An 18,256-nucleotide genomic window follows, 5' to 3' on the forward strand; every position below is an offset into this window, starting at 1 on the left:
CGACTCCACCACGCCCGCAGGAGGCCTCCATGCAAGACAGCCAAGCACCCGATTTCGATACGTTGCGTGCCGTCGCCGAGAAGTGGCTGAATCGCCCGTTGAGCAACATCGAGCAGGAGCAGCTGCGGCAGTTCGCCGTATCCGCCCGTGCGTCGCAAACTCCACCGGCCACCGATGTGCGCACGTCGGCGAGTTCACGGATCGACGCCGAGCGCCAGCGCGTGCAGGGCCTGCTCGCGCAAATGCTGCACATGACGCAGGACACCCGCGGCGGCCTGTCCGTGGCCACCGACACAAACGAAGCGTCGGTGCTCAGGACAGTCGAAGCCGCCTCGGCGATGGATGGCCCGCGGCTGGGCCAATTGCGTCCGCCGCAGAACGGGGATGGCCGCGATGGCCAGCAGGCGACGGCGCAGATTGCCGATCGCCTGGCCGACTTGGTACAGAGCGAGGTAAAGGCCTGTTTCGATCGTCAGTTCGGCAGTCTCGCGCAGCAGATGCAGGCCGTGATCGACGCGGCACGCGCGCAGGGCCTGATCGGCGCAGCGCCGCCGGCGGAGCAGGGCGCGCCGCCGCCCTCGCCTGCAATCTGACCTATTGCAGGCATACCGTTGCATTTGCGTTTCCGCGTGCAGGCGCAACGCGTATGTGGAGACGCAGGCGCACGCTGCCGAGATTTCAGCACATCGTACGGCGTGGGCCGTACGCCAACCCAGGAGCGAACACATGGCCTTTCCAACCGCCGTCAACGACCAGATCACCGATGCGGTCACCCAGTCCACCGTCAAGATCATTGGCGAGGCGCCGGCCTTTGCGATGGGGTCGATCTACCAGAGCATGGCGCACTCGACCGGCGTCCTCTTCGGCAACGCCGTCTCGGCACAGCAGCAGAATGCGTTGGCGCAGGCCGCCGCCCATCAGGGCGTGATACAGGCCTATACCTCTGACGACGCCACCATCAACAGCGCTGCCGCCACCGAAAAGGTCGCGCAGACCGGCGTTTCCGACAACCTCACCAGCCTGCTGACCGTGCTCAACGCGTTCAAGTAAGCGCAGGTCCGCTTGCCGCCGCCGCTGCGCGGTGACGGTGGCGCGGGCCTCCCTACCCAGGGGCGTGCCGCGTTGCGCCTGCAACGTCGATCCTCTGCGGGCGGCTTCGGCCGCGACAGGCAACTCGGAGTCTCGATCCCTCCGCCGGGGCGTCCTGTCGTGCATTCAGACGACTTGCCGCAAGTTCCCTGTGGGAGCGACTTCAGCCGCGACGAGCGAAGCGGAAGACGCGATGGCGGCGGACAGCGTCGGGACCGAACAGTGCCCGGTCAGCTCACGCAAGCCTCTGCAGGAGCGGCTTCAGCCGCGACAGACCGTCCGAAAACGCAAACCGCATCGGCTGGCATGGAACAGCGGAATGTACCCGGCGCGGGATCTATTCCAACGCCTCGCCAGCCGGCAGCCGCAGCGCACGGCCACGCAGCTTCAAACCGATCGCCACGCAGCCGCCCAGGGCCAGCCAGACCAGGCCGCCGTACTTGGCGTAGCGGTCGGCGCTGTACAGCACGTAGGCCAGGATCACGAAGCCCACCAGCGGCACCAGCCCGTGCAGCACCAACCGACCCTGGTGGCGGAAGTGCCAGGCCACCGCCACGTGCAGCAGCAGGAAGGCGAACAGCGCGCCGAAGTTGCACACCGAGGTCAGCAGCGCGATCTTGCCCAGGAACGCCAGCCCCAGCACCAGGCTCAGCGCGGCCACCAGCACGATCGCGCGCTGCGGCACCCGCGTGACCGGATGGATGCTGCGCAGGAAACGCGGCAACTGGCCGTCGCGCGCCATCGCGAACAGCAGCCGCGACGTGGCCGCCTGCGCCACCAGCGAATTGGCCACTGCGGCACTGATCGCCAAAGTCAGCGCGATGACGATCTGCAGCCAGGGGCCGGCCACCAGCCGCCCCACTTCGAAGAAAGCATTGTTGGAGGCCGCCTCGTCGGGGAAGCGCACCAGGTTCGGCAACAGCAGCGCCGCCAGCCAGGTCTGCAGCACGAACAGCGCCGCCACCAGCGCCAGCGACAGCAGCGTGGCCTGGCCCACCGCCCGCGCGCCGCCGCGGCTTTCCTCGGCCAGGGTGGAGATGGCGTCGAAACCGAGGAATGACATCACCGCCACCGACAGCGCACTGAAGATCATCGGCACCGAAAACACCGCAGGGTTGTAGAACGGCCGCAGGTTCCAGCTGGCGCCGTTGTTGCCGTGCTGGATCGCCACCGCCGCCAGCACCACGAACAGCGCCAGCACCACCAGCTGCGCGTACAGGAACAACCGGTTGGCATGGGCGGTGACCTGGATCCCGCGCAGGTTGATGACCGTGTTGAGCACCACGAAGAACACGATCCACACCTGTTGCGGCAGCGCCGGGACCACCGCGGCCATCGCATTGGCGCCGACCACGTACAGCAGTGTGGGGATCAGCATGTAGTCCAGCAGGATCGCCCAGCCGGCTAGGAACCCCAGCGAGCCGTTCAGCCCGCGCCCCACGTAGGCATAGACCGAGCCGGCCACCGGGAACGCCTGCGACATCTGCTGGTAGCTGGAGGCGGTGAACAGCATCGCCACGAAGCCCAGCAGATAGGTCAGCGGCACCATGCCGTGGCTGATGTCGAAGACGCCGCCGAAGATCGAGAACGGCGCGGTCGGCACCATGAACACCAGCCCGTAGATCAGCAGGTCCTTCATGTCCAGGCGGCGCTGCAGTTCCTGGGTGTAGCCCAGGCCTTCCAGGGTGTTGGCGTCCGTGGGGCGGGTGTCGGTCATGGGAGCCACGCTGGCGGGAGAGGGGGGGCGGCGCAACCGATTGTCCGCCAGCGCGGGGGCTGGCAGCGGCGCGGAGCGGCGACCTTCGACCTTAGGCGCCGCCGTCGGCTCCGATCCAGTGGCAAAAATGCTAGGTTTCGATCTGCCGTCGCGCCGACGACGGCGCCCCTCCTCCCGGACGATGGCCATGCGCGACGACCTGGCCCTGCTGGACGCCGACCTGCAAGGATTGCCGACCCTGGACGCCTGCCTGGACCGGGTCCTGGACGCCGCGCGCGCGCTCGGCGTGCGCGCGCTGGTCTACGACTACGCACCGGTGCCGCTGGGCCTGGACGGGGAACTGATCACGCCGTCGGTCTTCGTCCAGCGCAATGCGCCGGCCGACATGCAGCAGGTGTGGTGCGAACACGGCTACTACCAGCACGACCCGGTGCAACAGCGGGCCTGCCGCCGCAGTGCGCCGTTCCTGTGGTCGTACCGGCCGCTGCCGCCGGGTCCGCGCCGCGACTACCTGGGCGACCTGCATCGTCCGGTCACCCGCTATCTGTGCGAGCGCGGCATGGGCGCCGGCCTGACCGTGCCGCTGCACCTGCCCGGCGGCGCGCTGGCCACCTTCACCGGCGTGGTCGATGGCGACCTGCCACCGGAGACCGCCCTGCAGCAGGCCGAGCGCAGCCAGGGCGCGTTCCTGCTGCTGGCGCATGCCTTCCAGGCGCGTGCCCAGGACCTGCTCGACGCCCGCCAGCGCCGCTGTGCGCAGATCGTGCTGACCCGGCGCGAGCGCGAATGCCTGCAGCACTCCGCGCGCGGCCTTACCGCCAAGGCGATCGCCGCCGCGCTCAACCGCTCGGTGGCCACCGTGAACCTGCATCTGAACTCGGCGGCGCGCAAGCTGGGCGCGCGCAACCGGGTGGATGCGGTGGTGCGCGGCCTGCACTACCGGTTGCTGGAGCCGTAGGCGCCGGGGTTGCTTGTCCCGCTGCATGCCGCGGCGGCCTGCGTGCGCGCAGCGGTCACAGGTCGGTTGCGAGCGGGCGAAAACCTCGCATTTCTGCCAGTGCCGCCCACGCCGGCGACCGGCTAGGCTGCGGCTCCGCACGCAACGAAGAGCAGGTCATGCAGGTTCGAGAGGGCTACGCCGACTTCCAGGGACACCGCACCTGGTACCGCGTCACCGGTGCGCTGGACAGCGGCCTGCTGCCGCTGATGGTCGTCCACGGCGGCCCGGGCTGCACCCACGACTACGTGGACAGCTTCAAGGACCTGGCGACCGGCGGCCGCGCGGTGGTGCACTACGACCAGGTGGGCAATGGCCGCTCCACCCATCTGCCCGAAGCCGATCCCGGCTTCTGGACCGTGGACCTGTTCCTGGCCGAACTCGACAACCTGCTGCGGCACCTGGGCATCGCCGACTACGCGCTGCTCGGCCAGTCCTGGGGCGGGATGCTCGGCGCCGAGCATGCGGTGCACCGCCCGGCCGGGCTGCGCGCACTGGTCATCGCCAACTCGCCGGCCTCGATGCCGTTGTGGCGCGCTGCCGCGCTGCGCCTGCGTGCCGCGCTGCCCGAGCCGGTGCGCGCGGCCCTGGATCGCCATGAGGCCGACGGCAATCTGGACCATCCCGACTACCGCGCTGCCTCCGACGTGTTCTACGCGCACCACGTATGCCGGGTGCAGCCGATGCCGGAAGAGGTGGCGCGCACCTTCGCCGCGATCGAGGCCGATCCGACCGTGTATCACGCCATGAACGGCCCCACCGAGTTCCATGTCATCGGCAGCCTGCGCGAATGGAGCATCGTCGAACGCCTGCCGGCGATCGACGTGCCCACCCTGCTGCTGTCCGGCCGCCACGACGAGGCCACGCCGGAGACCGTGCAGCCCTACGCGGACATGATTCCGGACGTGCGCTGGCACCTGTTCGAACACTCAAGCCATATGCCGCATGTGGAGGAGCGGGAGGCTTGCATGCAGGTTGTTGGGGCGTTCCTGGCTGAGCACGATCGGTAGGGCGCGAACCCAGCGGGTTGTTCGGTGTCGGGCGGGCGACTGCGGGGCGGTAGCCGAGGCTGGCGGAAAGCTGGCGCCAGCATCGTGATGCAGCCAGGGTGGAAAAAGGCCACGCGAGGGTCGGAATTGGGAAGTCACGTCCTGCGTCAGGCAAAAAGCTCCACCGCGGCATCGCTCCACGCATGCCCGTGCAATCCCCAGGCGCTGTCTTCCGGCGCCGGCGGGAACCCGGTGCGACAATACCCACGCCTGGCTTCGAAATCGAAGATCGCATGCGGATAGCCGTTGATCAGCAGCACGACCTTCTTGCTGTCCTGCGACCAGCCGATCTTCACTTCGGAAGGCGTCTCTTTGTCGGCGACGTCGCCAGCGTTGTAGATGTGCAGCGCATTCTGGATCGGGTTGTCATCCGCCGACGGGTCGACCGCATAGAAATAGCCGGTGTCGCCGTCGTCCTCGAAGACGGCGACGAACGGCTCCTCGGGCGCTTGCGCCTCGACGACCAGGGCGGTGCCGACGATCAATTCGCTTTCGGCAGTGAGGGTGATGGGCATGTTCGTTCGCTCGGCTGCTGGATAGGTCGGCGCTGTCGCTCAGCGCCTGTAGGGTCATTACACCACCGGTCCTCCACGACCGGGGACGTCCTGATTGCGCTGCGTCGCTTCCTGCGCAAGCTGCTGTTCCTGGTGCTTGTTGAACGCCAGCGATTGCTGCGAAGTTTCCTGCAGCGAGGGGACGGGTTCGTTGGTGTTGACCGAAGCCCTGAACCCCGGCGTGGTCCCCGTCACCCACAACGTGTCCCCCGCCAGGCGCACGCCATCGATCTTGCTGGCGTCGGTCATGCCTTCCTTTTTGCTCAGCAGCATGGCGTGGGCGACATGGTCGTCCGCGATATGTGCCGGCGTGCCATCCCTGAGCTTCGCGAAGAGCGCCTGATCGTTCGGGGACAGTTGCCCGAGCGGCGATGCCTGCTTGTCGGTGTGCTCGATAGCGGTTGCCATCGGCGAGCCTTGCGCCGGCAAGGAGGCATGTGGCACGGGTTCCGCTGGTTTGGTCGCGCTTTGGATCGCCGGGCCTTTGCCTTCCAGTGCAGGCGTTTCTGCTTGCTTGATGTCTTCCGCGGTGGTGATCGCTTTGGGCACCATCTTGCTGTCGGACAGCAAGCCGTCGCGGCCATCGTCCATCATCGTCACGATCGCGCTGTTCGGTCCCGGCCGGCCGGTCCTGGGATCGGGCTGCAGCATCAGGGAATACGGCTTGCCGGCATCCAGGCCGTCGCGGGCGTGAGTGCGGGTGACGGCGGCCGTGGCGGCGTCGAGCTCCGCTTCGGTTCGCGCGATACCGGCACCGTCATAGGCGCTGGCCACCATGCCGCGCATCGTCGTGGCTTTCGGCAGCGTCGGATTGGCCTGCGCTTCGGCGGCCATGGCGGCGTATTCCTGTAACCCGGCCTGCTGGCTGCGATGCACTTCGTTCAATTCGTCGCGGACGTTGCCCTGGGCCTGGTTGGTGCCGTAGATCATGCCCGGCGTCGTCCATTCGCCATTGGCGCCACGGGTGTAGGTGTGGCCATCGGACGCCTGCAGGGCGTCCGTCTGCGCGCTGGCGTGCTTCACTGCGGCCGGCATGTCGCCGTGCTGGTGCCAGCCGAACTGGTTGTAGGCCAACTGGTAGCGGCCCGCGATCGCAGCCGGCGTGTTGGCCGCGTTCTGGGCGATGATCAATTTCGAGGCCTGCTCCAGTTCGGTCGCGCGTTGCGGGGTGGCGGTTTCGGCATGGGTGACCTTCATGCCGTGCTCGATGTATTGGTCGACGACCGTCCGCGACCAGGTGTGGGTCTGCGGATCGCGGGTCCAGTGGCCTTCCCCGCCCAGGCTGGAGGCTTCGCCCTTGCCCGATGGGATCGAGTAGGGGTTCTGCGGCTGCGACAGATTCGCCAGTCCCAATTCGTAGGACGCGTTGGCGGACTTGTAGTTCAGTTGGTTGGCCAGCACGTCGCCGGCCACATATCTGACCTTGCTGTAGGTGGCGCTTTCGTTTTCGGGCGATGCCGTGGTCGTGGCCTTGATCTGCTGCGTCTCCGCCACCCGTGACCAGGTACCTTTCGGATCGTTGGGATCGCGGCTCCATTCGTTGCCGTCCCGGTCCTTCTGGGTGAAGACGCTGTCGATGTCCTTCTGCTGCGCCCATTTCTCGCCGAGGAAGGCACCGCCGACGCCACCGGCCACGCCGCCGATCGCCGAAGTGACGAGGGCGCCCGGGCCGCTCGGCGAGCCGCCCGCCAGGCCATATCCGGCGCCGGCCAGGAAGCCGACGGCGATGCCGCCACCGATGCCGCCGACGTTGCGGCCGATGAAATGGGTCTTGGCCGACTTGGCGCCTGTCGCGTTGCCCTGCGCTTCCAGTTTCACCACTTGATGGCCGGTGGTGGAGAAGTCGTATGCCAGCGCGGCCACCGCGATCACGGTCCCGCCTTTCGCCAGCATGCCGGGACGCAGGCCTTTGGACGCCGCCACCACTTCACCGGTGATGGCCGCTTCACCCAGCGACGCCGCGGGCGCGCCGAATCCGGTGGGCGCACGGGTCAGGCCCGCGTTTGCCAGTTCGGCGGCGGGCGGGAACTTGGCGGCATCTGCGCCGAGGGTGGCGGCGGCCTCCTGCGAGAGCGAGACCTTGGTGACCTTCGGTCCCACATTGTCAGGCGACACAAAAATGCCCTTGGGCACTGCCTCGATGAACTGCGCCTGCACCCTGGGCAATACGGCATCGGCGCCACCTTGGGCGTAGAGCGCTTTCAGTTCGCTTACCGGCTGCCCGCCCAGGGTTCTGACGTTGGGGTTCTCCAACACGACGGGCAGTTCCACCTTGCCGAAAACACGTTCGATGTTGGCATTGGTGGCGACTACCTTGATGTCGCCGCGCAGCGAGCCGGCGAATTCGTTGGAGGCTTCGCCCCAAAGGGAGCCTTCCAACGAAGTGGCGCTCTTGGCGACAGCCTTGGGATTGCCATACAGAAAGTCTTCAGTAGAAAGCTTGGCCTGATCAAGGCCTTGCCCCTGTCCCTTGAATATGCGCGTTGCCGCGTCTTTGATGGCTGCTAATGCTTCCTTATCGCCAAGAAATTGTGCCCGTGGCGTGTTGTTGATGATGGGCTCGCCAGTCTTGCTCGCAAGTTCCTTGGCGATCACCTCAGACGATACGTCGCCGACCGGGCGGCTATAGAGAATGCCTCCTTCGCCTATGGCTTTTGCGGGGTATTGACGCGCGATCGCCTGGATTTCCTCAAGCGACTGGGCTTTTCTGATTTGCTCGATCTGTTTGGAATAGTCGTCGCTCATGCCGCGGCCCCGTCATCCATGACTAGAATCCATCCATCCCTGAAGATAACCTGGCCCATGAAATGGGCATCCGGATACTCGGTTAGAACGGATGGCCTATTCGGATAATGGGTGCCGGCAGCGATCAGTTGCGCTATCAGCGTCTGAATGGTGTTTGCTTCTGCTGCCGTGAAGACCCGACATGTCCTCCCTTGCATCGGCATTCCTATGTCGCCGTCGCGGCCATAGCCAAATGAGACTATTTCTATGTTGTAGTCATTGCCGTTGGGCAGAAATGCGTCTCGAATTTCACCGAAGTACTCTTCGCCACCAACCTCGACGGCGAACGTCTCATGGCCCTGTTCATCCATGATGCCGCGCACACCGCCCGAAAATCTGGCGCGCCCCTCCGGAAATTGCAGCCAATCGAAGGTGGAGTGGTTGGATAAGTCCATGTCTAGTGTTCCATGTTGGATCATCGGAAATTGCAACGTTGCGCGCGGGCTTCAAGTTGTCGGTCCGGTCAAACGATTCGCTTGATGCGATCAACGAAGTCCTGCGCTACGACTCGGCGACAGCTTCTGCCATCACGGTGAGGATTTCAAGAAAAGCACCGATGGTTCGGATCTGAGGTGGCTTCATCATCCGCGACCAGAGCCCAGCCGTTCTTGAAGCTGACCTGGCCCATGAAGCGGGCGCTTGGGTATTCCGTCAACACAGATGGTCTGTCCGCGAAGTGCGTGCCTGCGGCGATCAGTTGAACGATCAGTGTCTGGATGGTGCCGATTTCAGCTTTCGAGAAGATTTGACATGCACCATGCATTGGCATTCCGAGACATTTTTCGCTGCCGTAGCCGAAGGACATCACTTCGATGTTGTAGTCATTGTCGTTAGGCAAGAAGGCTCTGTCGATTTCTCCAAAGAATTCGTTGCCACCTATCTCGACCGCGAAGGTCTCGTGCCCAAGCTCGTCAACGCCGCGGACCAAGCCAGAAAATCTGGCGCGCCCCTCCGGGAGTTGAACCCAATCGAAGGTAGGGTGGTCATGTAAGGCCATGCTTGTTGCTCCTGTCGGGCGAGCAGAAATTCCGACGTCCTGCATCAGATTGTCCAGCAGCGATGCCAGATCACGCAATCTTAGAGGCGAGAGAACGTAGTGCGTTAAGCCGGGTAGTGCCTTGTGAAAAGCAGGCATGTGCTGAGAGGCGTGCGGCTGCACACAGCGCGTGCATAAGCGTGCGGCGGGCGGCGGGTGATTCAACCTTTGCCTGCCGCCGAGATCACCAACTCGCCGTCGCGCACGCGAAGGTGCTGGCGGTCTACGCGCCGTTTGGCGACAGGCGGCCGTTCTTCCGCGCCCGCGTGAATGGGCAGGAAGCGGCCCGGCAGCCGGCGGAGCAGGGCCTGGTGCAGGTCGAGCAGATCAAGGTGGAGCAGGTCCGCCTGCAGCAGGTGGAGATGACCCAGCAGCAGATCGCGCAACAGCAGGCGGGCCCAAGCCTGTCTCTGTGGAGACAGGACGCATTCTGCGAAAAGACTTGGCGCGCGACTACATCTGTAGTTATATTGTGACTATATTTGTAGTCAATGGTGTGCCGTGCCTACGCGATCGACGTTTTGGATAGGGTTATGCTTCTTGGCGGCAACGTGGTCGTCTGCAGCAACGCAGTTGACGGATCGACAGGCGAAGGGGATCGATGGCGTCGTGCGGCGTGAGATGCAGGCGCGGTCCATTCCCGGCCTGCAGGTGTCCCTTGTCCGCAATGGTCGCATCGTCTTCAGCAAGGCATACGGCGTCGCTGACCTGGAAAGCCGCGCGCCGGTGACCAGAGACAGTGTTTTCACGTTGAACTCGTCGACGAAAGCATTCACCGGTGTCGCCATCATGCAATTGGTCCAGGCAGGGCGGGTCGCGTTGGACGCGCCTGTCTCGCGCTACTTGGACAACCTTCCCCCCGCGTGGCGAGGGGTGACCATCGGACAGCTGCTGACGCACGTCTCAGGTCTGCCGGACATCCTGGTCCAACCAAAGGGGCAGGGAACGGGATCGCTTGTTGGCGATGGCGGCGAAGCATCCGCCTGGTCGGTGGTTCAAACAATGCCGATTGAGGCCCCAGCGGGAACCCGCTATCGCTACAACCAGACCAACTACGTGCTGCTGGGCAAGGTGATCGACCGCATCACCGGGGAACCTTTCGCAGAAGAGATGCGGCGTCGGCAGTTCATCCCCGCGGGCATGACGCACACGGTCTTTGGAGACGCCCGCACGATCATGCCTGGTCGCGTGCGCACCTATCGCTATGCAGGGGGGCGAGTGGATGCTGGCGCGAATGCGGCAGGATTGGAGCATGCGTTCGATGATTTCGCGCCCTTCATCAGGACCGCCGGCGGACTCAACGCGTCGGCGGATGACGTGGCGCATTGGCTGATTTCCCTGCAGAATGGCGCCTTGCTCGACACCCATGCGCTCCAGGCGATGTGGACCGCAGGCACCTTTTCTGACGGTTCGCCCACACCCTGGGCAATGGGCTGGCCGCTGCAGGCGCGCGCCGAACATCCTGTGGTTACGGGAATAGGCGGGCGCCGAGCGGCGTTCTTCGTGTATCCCAAAGACGACTTGGCGATCGTGGTACTCACCAACCTGGCCGGCGCCAATCCGGAGGAGTTCATCGACGAAATCGCGGGTCAGTTCTACCCGGATCTGCTTGCCGTCAATGGCGGTGGTCTGTCGCCGCAAGTGAAGCAGCTGCGCTTGGCGCTGGTCAAGGACGGGTTCGACGCCGCGCCGGCCGCGTATGCCCGCCTGAAGGCGGCCGATCCTGGCTACACCCTTCAGGAGGCCGAGCTCAACGCGTGGGGCGGACAGCTGATGGGGCAAGGAAAGCTGCGCAACGCCATTTGCGTCTTCAAACTGGCGACCGAACTCTATGCGGACAGCGCCAATACTTACGACAGTTTGGCGGAGGCATATGAGGCCGCCGGCGAGAAAGCGCTGGCAGTGGCCAGCTACACGCGGTCCCTCGCCTTGGACGCAGGAAACGATCACGCGCGATCGCGACTGAGCGCTCTTCAATCCGAGTAGTGCGTGGGCGTACTATGGTCGCGTCAGTCCTTGCTGGCCGAGCTCACCACCAGTTCGCCGTGCGCGGGCAAGATCGGCGGCACAGGCGGCGGCGATTCCTGCACGTAGCCGGCCAAGGGAAGAGGGCTGGGGATCAATTGCCTCCGTCCCCTTTTGTTCTATAGCCGGTCACCACCTCGCCTGGGTCGACTGGCCTCAACTCACCGCAGCAGGCCGACCACGAAGTCCAGCAGCGCACGCGTCTTGGCCGGGACGTGGTGCCTGGTGGGGTAGTAGGCGTGCAGTGGAAAGCGCTCGTCCTGCCAATCAGGGAACAAGGGCACAAGCTTGTTGCCGGCGAGGTAACTCTCGGCGCCCAGCTCGAACAGCTGGGCGATGCCGTGGCCAGCCAGGCAGGTGCTGTAGAGGGTGCCGGCATCGTTGACAGTCAAGGCGCCACGGGCCGCGACGGTGAGCTTTCGTCGGCGCTGGTGGAATTCCCAGGGGAATGGCCGACCAGTGATCGAGTCACGAAACAGGATGCACCGGTGGTGACCTGTCTCGAGTTCGCGAGGATCGGTCGGCCGGCCGTAGCGCCGGAGATAGGATGGCGACGCGACGGTCAACACCCGTGTATCGAGCAACTTGCGGGACACCAACGACGAGGGTTGCGGAAAACCAAAACGGATCGCCAGGTCGAACCCGTCGGTCACCATGTCGCCAAGGTCGTCCCGGCTGCGCAGTTCCACCTCGAGACCCGGATGACGGTCCAGAAAGGTGCCCAGCATGGGTCCAAGGATCAGCCGGGAAAAGAATGGGTCGATGTTGACGCGCAGCCGACCGCGTACCGCGGCAGTGCCTCCCGCGGCGCTGCTGGTGGCCTCTTCGAGCGCGCCGACCAGTGGCATGACCTGCTCGTAGAAACGGCGCCCCTCGTCCGTCAAACGCACGGACCGGGTACTGCGCTCGAACACGCGGATGCCCAGCCTGCTTTCGAGTCGCGCCACGGCCCGGCTGACGCCGGATTGGGACATGTCGAGCGCTTCCCCGGCCCGGCTGAAGCTGGCCATGTCGACGACGGCTGCCATGACGTCGAGGCCTTCGAGCAGTTGCGGGTCGAACATTGCCATTGATGACTGCCACGCATGAACAAGATGCCTCCCATGCTATCGCCTTTCGCGGAGGGCGTATCCAGACTTCCGGTCAACGCTACGCACCCCGCGTGGCATCAGGAGAACCCCATGTTTGTCATCACCGGAGTGACCGGCCAGGTCGGTGGTCGGATCGCCAGAGCGTTGCTGGCCGAAGGCGTTTCCGTGCGCGCCGTTCTGCGGGACGCGGCCAAGGCATCGACGTGGGCCGGCCTCGGTTGCGAGACGGCATTGGCCGCGATGGACGACGCCGCGGCGTTGGCGGACGCATTCGCCGGGGCCGAAGCCGTGTTCGTGCTCTTGCCGCCCGTGTTCGATCCGACGCGGGGCTACGTCGAAACCCGGGCCAATGTCGCAGCGCTGGTCACGACGCTGCGGCAGGTACGGCCGCAGCGTGTGGTGGCGCTTTCCACCATCGGCGCCCAGGCGACGCAAGACAGTCTGCTGACCCAGTTGCAGATCATGGAACGCGCCTTTGAAGCGCTGCCCATGCCGGTCGCCTTTCTGCGCGCCGCGTGGTTCATGGAGAACACCGCGTGGGACATCGACGGCGCGCGCGCGCTTGGTGCCGTATCGAGCTTCCTGCAGCCGCTGGACAAGCCGGTGCCCATGGTGGCGACGGCAGACGTCGCCGCGACGGCGGTTCGGATGCTGCGTGAGGGTTGGGAGGGACACCGGGTAGTCGAGTTGGAAGGGCCGCGCCGCATCACGCCGTTGGCCCTGGCCGCCGCCTTGGGCCGGGTGCTCCGGCGCAATGTCGTGGCGCAGCCGGTACCGCGGGCGACCTGGGACGCGCTTTTCCGCTCACTAGGCATGGCCAACCCAGAGCCGCGCATCCGGATGCTGGACGGATTCAACGATGGCTGGATCGAATTCGAAGCCGGCCGTGAGGCATCGCTGAAGGGCACGACGGAACTCGAGACGGTGTTGCGAGGCCTTGTCTCGGCGAGCGCCTGATGCGCCAGGAACAAAGGGGACGGAGGTAATCAAGCGACCAAATCCCATGGGTTGCCGTGGTAGTGCCTGACGGCATGCGCGGTAGGCGACGAGCAGGTTTGGATCTTTCCCATCGTCATGTGAGTTGCCATGCGGAGCCGGCGGCGCCTGGAGCTTCCAGGCATTCCGATGCATGTCGTCCAGCGTGGGGTCAATTCTCCTGGACGACGAAGATCGACATGACTATCGCGGTCTGCTGTGCCACGTGTGTGAGCGCTTTGGCATGCGGGCAAGCAATGGTGGACAGATACCCGTCAGTTCCCTTTGACATTCTTGACAAAATACATCGCTTTGTCGGCGTGCTCGAGAAGCTGATGCTCGTCATCCCCGTGCTCGGGATAGTGCGCGATTCCGATGCTCGGCGCGATGTTTAGGCGGTGGCCGTCCAGCATAAAGGGATGATCGAACGCGTCGCGGATTTTTCCCGACACTCGCGTCACGCCCTCCGAAGAGGTCCCCCGGAGCAGGACCACGAACTCATCGCCACCGACGCGCGCGACGGTATCCGATTCGCGGATGCATTGCGTCAGGCGTACGGCGACCTCCTTCAGCAATAGATCGCCGATACGGTGGCCCAGTGCATCGTTCACTTGCTTGAATTTATCCAGATCGAGATAAAGCAAGGACAGCGGCCCCTGCTCTCGTCGTGCCGCAGACAGCGCCATCTTCAGACGATCGTGAAAAAAGACACGGTTGGGAAGCGCGGTCAGTTGATCGTACTGCGCCATGTATTGCAGTCGAACCTGCATTTGCTGGCGGTGGATGGCGGTGGCAATTTGCGTCGAGACGAACTGCAGCAACTCCTGGTCCTGTTCGCTGTAGCAGACACCGCCCGGATAGCTTTTGACCATGAGCAGGCCAATGGTCCCTTCCTGCGATTTGAGCGGAACACCCAGCCAAGAGAACGGAGGCGTGCCAAAGGAGGGGCGCAGCACTTTCAGGCGATCCACCATCGTCTCAGGTGTCAGCAGCAGCGGCTGGCCGGTCTGAATGATCTCTGCGTAGAGTGTCCCCGGGACCAGGGTGAAAGGCGCTGGCGTTTGCAGATGCTCATCCACATGATAGGGGAAGCTGAGCTGGTCGGTTTCATCGTCATAGAGCGCCACGGAGAAGTTATCTGCGGGCAGTAGTGTGCCGACGATCTGATGGATGCGTTGGAATAGCTTGAGAAGATCCTCGGCAGTGTGGGCTGCTTCGGAAATGGAATAGAGCGCAGCCTGCAAGGATTCGGATCGCTTGCGTTCGGTAATGTCGCGCGCAACCCCGATGCGCAGCTGGTCCGCCGGCGACCAGCGCGCTGACCACATGATGTGCACGACGTGCCCATCCTTGTGCAGGTAGCGGTTCTCGAAATGCAGCTGAGGATGGCCTGCCATCACGGCCACCAGCGAGTTGCGGGTCATCTCGCGATCTTCAGGCAGCATCATGTCGAACATGTTCTTGCCGATCATTTCCTTCGGCGTATATCCGAAAATACGCTCGCACGACGCGCTCGCAAAGACGACGTGGGCATCGACATCCACCGCAAAGACGGCATCCATCATGAGGTCGATAAAGCTGGCCGACGGCGCGTGAGGATTCGGTTCCATAAAAAAGTGTAAGACCTGGATAGCGAGGGGAACCTGGGTCAGTATGCACTTATCGGACCCCGGCACAGGAGGCAATCAGATGGAGTGATTGTTCGGAGGCGCGGCACTGGTTCTAGCGCACAGCGCAGGACGCCACCTCCCAGGCCGACCCCAAATGGATCTCCCCGGTGTCGCCCAGCCTCCCAGAGGAACGTACACGCTCCCCTGTTCTTCATGTGGCATGGTCTGTGCGCGGCCTGCCGGGTGTCGGCACCAGCAAAACGGCCAGAGGAGATCGCCGATTCAAGCGGGCTTGCTCTCGCCCCTTGTTTGGGTGCTAGCTGGCGATGTGGCGCTGCACGTATCGCGAGGGAGCGGCCCCTGCGTCACAAGGGCCGCTTCCGTTGGCCGCGTGGTTCGGCGCCTACCGGGCGGCCGTGTCGTTGAGCGCTTGCGTGCCCACCTGGTCCAGGATGCCGCGCGCGGCGCGGGCGGTGGTGTAGATGGCCTCTCCCAGCGCTGGCAGCGTGCGCGGATCCAGATAGGGCGCCGTGCCGGCGGCGAGGATGTCGCCATGCGCGGTGATGGTGCGGATCAGGCCGTCCAGCGCATTGGCCTGCTCGAGCGTGATGCCGAAGACGAAGCGGTTGGATGCCATCTCAGCGATCCTCCGGTGCGTGGTGGGCGATGGCTGCGTCAGTCTTCGCAGGCCACGCTCACCACCAACTCGCCGTCGCGCACCTGCACGCGCAGCGTGCTGCCGATGGTGAAGCCCAGTTCCTCCATCCAGCGGCCGCCCAGGCGCAGCGCGGGCGTGCGCTTGCCGCTGGCGGAATGGCCGCAGCCGACGGTGCAGGTCCGAGGCGGGCGTGGGCGGGGGGGGGACGTGGCGGGCGGGCCAGTTCGGCAGCGATGGCGGCCGCTGCGTCTTCAACAGTCATCATCGGCGTACACGGTGGCTCGATGTAACGCAGTAACCCGGCCGGCTCGGGCCCGTGGTCGGGCTTCGGTTGGCGCGTTGCACGGTTGCGGGCAGGTGCGGGGCGGGTAGGGGCGCTACGGGATGTGGGTTGACGCATGGCACAGCCTCCTTGGCAGACAGGAACCCGCGCCGATCGGCGACGGGATGTCGGGAGGTTAGAAACCGCACGTAGCCGGCGGGCTTATTTCCCCGAAGGGTGTTGTATTCGCCGCCCTCCCGACGCAGACAGCGCGTCGGAGTGTGCCTGCGAACAGGCACAAAAAACCCACCGGTTTGACGGAGGTGGGCGCCGCTACGTGAGGAGTTTCTACGCTCCTTGAAAGGGATGTCGCTACTGGCTTTTGGGGATGTCAACTGCTTTGGGTTGTAAAGCGATGATGCGTTTTTAAGTGAGCCTGACACTGCTAATGCTGCTGCTGCTGGGCTGATATTTCCTCTGGCCCCGTTGTTCCTTCCGCCGGACGCCTCTCTGCGAAGATTTGAAGACCGTCGACGGAGTTAACGCTCCTTTGATCGACCGGCGCGTCCTGTCAGCGCGGCACGGTAGCTTGCAGGGCGGCCAATCCTTTTGAGTTCGGCCATCCCTCAAATGACGTGAGTACCTTTCCGTCTTGCACCAGGTAGAACGTCGGTGTATCCAGGCTGGTCAACGCTTTCCAGTCATGGCGGAGATACATCGGGTGCATCTGTAGCTTCGGGTGTGCGGTGTTCCAAGCAAGTATGCCGTTGACCGCTAGCGCTGTGTCTGGTGGTACGACAAGCAACAAGTTGTCGCGTATCCACTGTAGTTCAGGCTTTTGCTCAATCTCCGATAAAGCGCGCACCGAGAAAGCGCAAGTTGGATGTACCACTGCAACGATACGCGCGCGGTGCTTCTCCGGAGTCCATGCCTCCACCCGTGCATGCATACGGTCTTCAAGAGCAATAAGTCGGAAACTAGAACCTACAACCGTCCGCGGGATTTTCAGTTGTGGCAACACTGGCAAGTCTGTCGAACCACTGTGTCTGCGTAGTTCGTTGGCCTCGGAGTACCGCGCGACGGTGACGAGCGCCCCGGCATAGGTCTGCGTGTGCCAGTCGGTCAGACCGCCAGCTGCAGCCAACTTGCGGTATAGGCAGCCGAGTACGTCGACGTCGGCAGCTTCCAGTGAGTAGAATTCTGCGTATGCCGTCGCCCTAAAGAGATCGTCATTGTTAAAGCCATGAATCGTCCCTTCCGCGCATGGTTGGATACCGGCAGTCAGCTGGCGGTAGCGCACTACAACTGCATCGCCCCGCGATTGTCCGCTCTCTTCGCGTAGTTGCGCGTTTAAATCTGCTAGCTGCTCATAGAGAGAGTCTGTGCGTGTCTTATCAGATGCAGGGGATGCCCAGGATGCCAATAACGCCGCCATCCAGAGGATGGCGACGCCGAAGCGGGGTGCAGCTCGCATTAGCAGTTGCCCGTACAAATTGAACCAATATTGCGCGAGCAGGTCGCGCGGCCACTGCACCAATAATCCTGATGGTCCTCCGGGAGCGGAATTCCAGGAGTGCTACTTTGGGTGCTACTGCCGCCGCCAAAGGCGCGTATGATTTCTCGGTCGCTGGCGGTATTGATCCGCAGTTTAGGCATGAATTGCAGGGTGCCTTGCAAGCCGAATAGAGACAGTAGTTCATATGCCTGACTACTAGTCAGCTGTGACTCAATGTCGGCGTAGTAAAACGACGTGACGCCGCCGTCATTGAACTGGAGGGAATCAATAAAACGCTTGCGTGCGGCGGGGGAAAGAGAATTGAGTGGTGAATCGCTGGCGTTATTTTTAGATATATAGGCGGCAAGCCCGGACGGCGAGTGAATATGAGCATTCTTTCGAATTATTTTCTGCTGCTCGGAATAGCTGCTACTAAGTTCAGCGGCAACTAGTTCGGCCGCTTTATCAGCGGCTTGCGCTGCTTGCAATGGGGCGGAGCTGCTGAAAATCATGCCTAAACCTAGTGCGGAGCAGGCGATAGCTGTTTGCCACTTCATATAAAACCTCCTGTTTCACATGTATGAAGAGCGGAAAGAACCGTCTTGCCGAACAAAAATTTCAAACTGGAGCAAAAAACCGCAGCAACGAGCGTCCTACTACCAGCGCATGTCTAGCATGCAGATCAGATCGCTTGCGATTTCTAATTTTGTCTACAAGTGGAGACGCTTCTGATGTTTTCCTTGTGCACCAGGCGCTTACGGGGGGCAGGAAAACCCGAGGTCAAAGTGCACTTCTGAACCGCCCCGGGTTTCCTGGAGCGGTTCAGAAGAGAACTAGCAGTGTTCCCAATAGGATAACTCTTGGTTGTCCTTGGTCGTAGGTGGGTCTCCTAATCGACCGCGGCACGTCCATGT

General features: G+C 63.6%; 18 protein-coding genes. 6 read left to right on the forward strand and 12 right to left on the reverse strand.

Going from position 1 to position 18,256, the window contains the following annotated elements; translation table 11 throughout:
- Nucleotides 1-29: 29 nt before the first annotated feature.
- Nucleotides 30-593: a hypothetical protein gene (locus NRY95_06540; GenBank protein UYC17610.1), complete on the forward strand. Its 564-nt coding sequence runs from the start codon at nt 30-32 to the stop codon at nt 591-593.
- 133 nt (nt 594-726) lie between these two features.
- Nucleotides 727-1,050 (forward strand): RebB family R body protein, encoded by a 324-nt coding sequence (locus NRY95_06545; protein ID UYC17611.1) that lies wholly within the window; start codon nt 727-729, stop codon nt 1,048-1,050.
- 376 nt (nt 1,051-1,426) lie between these two features.
- Here NRY95_06545 and NRY95_06550 read toward each other — a convergent pair whose 3' ends face one another.
- Nucleotides 1,427-2,806 (reverse strand): APC family permease, encoded by a 1,380-nt coding sequence (locus tag NRY95_06550; GenBank protein UYC17612.1) that lies wholly within the window; start codon nt 2,804-2,806, stop codon nt 1,427-1,429.
- Between the two features lie 187 nt (nt 2,807-2,993).
- Here NRY95_06550 and NRY95_06555 point away from each other — a divergent pair, with 187 nt between their 5' ends.
- Entirely contained in the window at nt 2,994-3,764 is a 771-nt protein-coding gene (locus tag NRY95_06555; protein UYC17613.1) for a LuxR family transcriptional regulator, read from the forward strand.
- 158 nt (nt 3,765-3,922) lie between these two features.
- Nucleotides 3,923-4,813, forward strand: a complete 891-nt coding sequence (locus NRY95_06560) for a proline iminopeptidase-family hydrolase (protein UYC17614.1) — start codon at nt 3,923-3,925, stop codon at nt 4,811-4,813.
- 146 nt (nt 4,814-4,959) lie between these two features.
- Here the strand turns inward: NRY95_06560 and NRY95_06565 are convergent, their stop codons facing one another.
- The 5 genes from NRY95_06565 to NRY95_06585 form a co-directional block, all read right to left on the reverse strand.
- Complete coding sequence (locus NRY95_06565) at nt 4,960-5,367, reverse strand: DUF2251 domain-containing protein (protein UYC17615.1); 408 nt, start codon at nt 5,365-5,367, stop codon at nt 4,960-4,962.
- A 57-nt stretch (nt 5,368-5,424) separates the two neighbouring features.
- Nucleotides 5,425-8,151 carry a hypothetical protein gene (locus tag NRY95_06570; protein UYC17616.1) on the reverse strand — a complete coding sequence of 909 codons (2,727 nt, stop codon included), beginning with the start codon at nt 8,149-8,151 and terminating at the stop codon, nt 5,425-5,427.
- Entirely contained in the window at nt 8,148-8,585 is a 438-nt protein-coding gene (locus NRY95_06575; GenBank protein ID UYC17617.1) for a hypothetical protein, read from the reverse strand. The genes NRY95_06570 and NRY95_06575 overlap by 4 nt, the downstream gene beginning before the upstream one ends.
- A 146-nt stretch (nt 8,586-8,731) precedes the next feature.
- On the reverse strand, nt 8,732-9,187 hold the full coding sequence (locus NRY95_06580) for a hypothetical protein (protein UYC17618.1): 456 nt from the start codon (nt 9,185-9,187) through the stop codon (nt 8,732-8,734).
- A gap of 200 nt (nt 9,188-9,387) precedes the next feature.
- Nucleotides 9,388-9,612 (reverse strand): hypothetical protein, encoded by a 225-nt coding sequence (locus NRY95_06585; protein ID UYC17619.1) that lies wholly within the window; start codon nt 9,610-9,612, stop codon nt 9,388-9,390.
- A 187-nt stretch (nt 9,613-9,799) separates the two neighbouring features.
- Here NRY95_06585 and NRY95_06590 point away from each other — a divergent pair, with 187 nt between their 5' ends.
- The gene (locus NRY95_06590) at nt 9,800-11,212 is read left to right on the forward strand and encodes a serine hydrolase (GenBank protein ID UYC17620.1); all 1,413 of its coding nucleotides are present in this window, start codon (nt 9,800-9,802) and stop codon (nt 11,210-11,212) included.
- Between the two features lie 200 nt (nt 11,213-11,412).
- On the opposite strand, the gene NRY95_06595 is transcribed toward NRY95_06590, so the two are convergent.
- Nucleotides 11,413-12,321: a LysR family transcriptional regulator gene (locus NRY95_06595; GenBank protein ID UYC17621.1), complete on the reverse strand. Its 909-nt coding sequence runs from the start codon at nt 12,319-12,321 to the stop codon at nt 11,413-11,415.
- 111 nt (nt 12,322-12,432) lie between these two features.
- Here NRY95_06595 and NRY95_06600 point away from each other — a divergent pair, with 111 nt between their 5' ends.
- A complete protein-coding gene (locus tag NRY95_06600; protein ID UYC17622.1) occupies nt 12,433-13,299 on the forward strand; it encodes an NAD(P)H-binding protein in 867 nt (288 codons plus the stop codon).
- A 293-nt stretch (nt 13,300-13,592) separates the two neighbouring features.
- Here NRY95_06600 and NRY95_06605 read toward each other — a convergent pair whose 3' ends face one another.
- The 5 genes from NRY95_06605 to NRY95_06625 all read right to left on the reverse strand — a co-directional run bounded on the left by NRY95_06605 (nt 13,593) and on the right by NRY95_06625 (nt 17,899).
- Nucleotides 13,593-14,927 carry a diguanylate cyclase gene (locus NRY95_06605; GenBank protein ID UYC17623.1) on the reverse strand — a complete coding sequence of 445 codons (1,335 nt, stop codon included), beginning with the start codon at nt 14,925-14,927 and terminating at the stop codon, nt 13,593-13,595.
- Between the two features lie 403 nt (nt 14,928-15,330).
- Nucleotides 15,331-15,564 carry a hypothetical protein gene (locus tag NRY95_06610; GenBank protein ID UYC17624.1) on the reverse strand — a complete coding sequence of 78 codons (234 nt, stop codon included), beginning with the start codon at nt 15,562-15,564 and terminating at the stop codon, nt 15,331-15,333.
- Nucleotides 15,565-15,602: 38 nt separating this feature from the next.
- Nucleotides 15,603-15,713 carry a type I toxin-antitoxin system SymE family toxin gene (locus NRY95_06615; GenBank protein ID UYC18525.1) on the reverse strand — a complete coding sequence of 37 codons (111 nt, stop codon included), beginning with the start codon at nt 15,711-15,713 and terminating at the stop codon, nt 15,603-15,605.
- A gap of 705 nt (nt 15,714-16,418) precedes the next feature.
- Nucleotides 16,419-17,381, reverse strand: a complete 963-nt coding sequence (locus NRY95_06620) for a hypothetical protein (GenBank protein ID UYC17625.1) — start codon at nt 17,379-17,381, stop codon at nt 16,419-16,421.
- Entirely contained in the window at nt 17,321-17,899 is a 579-nt protein-coding gene (locus tag NRY95_06625; protein ID UYC17626.1) for a hypothetical protein, read from the reverse strand. Before NRY95_06625 ends, NRY95_06620 begins: the two co-directional genes overlap by 61 nt.
- Nucleotides 17,900-18,256 lie beyond the last annotated feature (357 nt).

Source organism: Xanthomonas campestris pv. phormiicola, assembly GCA_025666215.1.
Taxonomy (GTDB): Bacteria; Pseudomonadota; Gammaproteobacteria; order Xanthomonadales; family Xanthomonadaceae; genus Xanthomonas_A; species Xanthomonas_A campestris_A.